The sequence below is a fragment of the Paenarthrobacter sp. NPDC089988 genome (genome assembly GCF_044748465.1).
Classification (GTDB): Bacteria; Actinomycetota; Actinomycetes; order Actinomycetales; family Micrococcaceae; genus Arthrobacter.
In genome coordinates, this window is the sequence record NZ_JBIVGD010000004.1 from 1 (window position 1) to 2,407 (window position 2,407).

The window sequence follows — 2,407 nt, forward strand, 5'->3', positions numbered from 1 at the left end:
ATTGTGTGTGGAAATCTCATCTTGAAGCGAGCTTCCCGCTTAGATGCTTTCAGCGGTTATCCCATCCGAACGTAGCTAATCAGCGGTGCACTTGGCAGTACAACTGACACACCAGAGGTTCGTCCGTCCCGGTCCTCTCGTACTAAGGACAGCCCTTCTCAAATTTCCTGCGCGCGCAGCGGATAGGGACCGAACTGTCTCACGACGTTCTAAACCCAGCTCGCGTACCGCTTTAATGGGCGAACAGCCCAACCCTTGGGACCTACTCCAGCCCCAGGATGCGACGAGCCGACATCGAGGTGCCAAACCATGCCGTCGATATGGACTCTTGGGCAAGATCAGCCTGTTATCCCCGAGGTACCTTTTATCCGTTGAGCGACGGCCATTCCACAATGTACCGCCGGATCACTAGTCCCGACTTTCGTCCCTGCTTGAGATGTCTCTCTCACAGTCAAGCTCCCTTGTGCACTTACACTCGACACCTGATTGCCAACCAGGCTGAGGGAACCTTTGGGCGCCTCCGTTACTTTTTAGGAGGCAACCGCCCCAGTTAAACTACCCATCAGGCACTGTCCCTGACCCGGATCACGGGCCGAAGTTAGATGTCCAAAGTGACCAGAGTGGTATTTCAACGATGACTCCACCCGAACTGGCGTCCGGGCTTCAACGTCTCCCACCTATCCTACACAAGCCACTCCGAACACCAATACCAAACTATAGTAAAGGTCTCGGGGTCTTTCCGTCCTGCTGCGCGTAACGAGCATCTTTACTCGTACTGCAATTTCGCCGAGTTTATGGTTGAGACAGCGGGGAAGTCGTTACTCCATTCGTGCAGGTCGGAACTTACCCGACAAGGAATTTCGCTACCTTAGGATGGTTATAGTTACCACCGCCGTTTACTGGGGCTTAAATTCTCAGCTTCGCCCCCGAAGGGGCTAACCGGTCCTCTTAACCTTCCAGCACCGGGCAGGAGTCAGTCCGTATACATCGTCTTGCGACTTCGCACGGACCTGTGTTTTTAGTAAACAGTCGCTTCCCCCTGGTCTCTGCGGCCCACACCCGCTCACGGAGAGCCAGTCTCCATCACGGGGCAGGCCCCCCTTCTCCCGAAGTTACGGGGGCATTTTGCCGAGTTCCTTAACCATAATTCTCTCGATCGCCTTGGTATTCTCTACCTGATCACCTGTGTCGGTTTGGGGTACGGGCAGCTAAAACCTCGCGTCGATGCTTTTCTCGGCAGCATAGGATCACCGGATCCCCCCATACGGGGGTCCCATCAGATCTCAGGCACGTGCTCGAAGCACACAGGAACGGATTTGCCTATCCCTGACCCTACATCCTTAGACCGGGACAACCATCGCCCGGCCCGGCTACCTTCCTGCGTCACACCCGTTAATACGCTTACCTCCCGGGATCAGGTCCCAGCCACCACCACAACACTCACTTCTCGAAAGAAGCTTTGCGTCAGGTGGGGGGTGGTTAGTATCCCCCGCTCAGTATTGGCGGTTTTTCGCCGGTACGGGAATATCAACCCGTTGTCCATCGACTACGCCTGTCGGCCTCGCCTTAGGTCCCGACTTACCCAGGGCAGATTAGCTTGACCCTGGAACCCTTGATCATTCGGCGGACGGGTTTCTCACCCGTCTTTCGCTACTCATGCCTGCATTCTCACTCGTGTAGGCTCCACCGCTGGTTTCCACCGCGACTTCACCGCCCACACGACGCTCCCCTACCCATCCACACCCCTGAACCACAAAGGCTTAGGCAAATGTGTGAATGCCACAACTTCGGCGGTGTACTTGAGCCCCGCTACATTGTCGGCGCGGAATCACTTGACCAGTGAGCTATTACGCACTCTTTCAAGGATGGCTGCTTCTAAGCCAACCTCCTGGTTGTCTAAGCAACTCCACATCCTTTCCCACTTAGCACACGCTTAGGGGCCTTAGTTGGTGGTCTGGGCTGTTTCCCTCTCGACTATGAAGCTTATCCCCCACAGTCTCACTGCTGCGCTCTCACTTACCGGCATTCGGAGTTTGGCTGACGTCAGTAACCTTGTAGGGCCCATCGGCCATCCAGTAGCTCTACCTCCGGCAAGAAACACGCAACGCTGCACCTAAATGCATTTCGGGGAGAACCAGCTATCACGGAGTTTGATTGGCCTTTCACCCCTACCCACAGCTCATCCCCTCCATTTTCAACTGAAGTGGGTTCGGTCCTCCACGACGTCTTACCGTCGCTTCAACCTGGCCATGGGTAGATCACTCCGCTTCGGGTCTAGATCACGCCACTCAACACGCCCTGTTCAGACTCGCTTTCGCTACGGCTACCCCACACGGGTTAACCTCGCGACGTAACACTAACTCGCAGGCTCATTCTTCAAAAGGCACGCCATCACAACAACACAACC

Annotated in this window: 1 rRNA gene (cut by a window edge); it reads right to left on the minus strand. The window is 55.4% G+C overall.

From position 1 onward, the window contains the following. Positions 1 to 2,407: ribosomal RNA gene (locus ACIPV6_RS06920) — 23S ribosomal RNA — on the minus strand; its annotated part runs 184 nt beyond the window's last position; the annotation flags it as partial.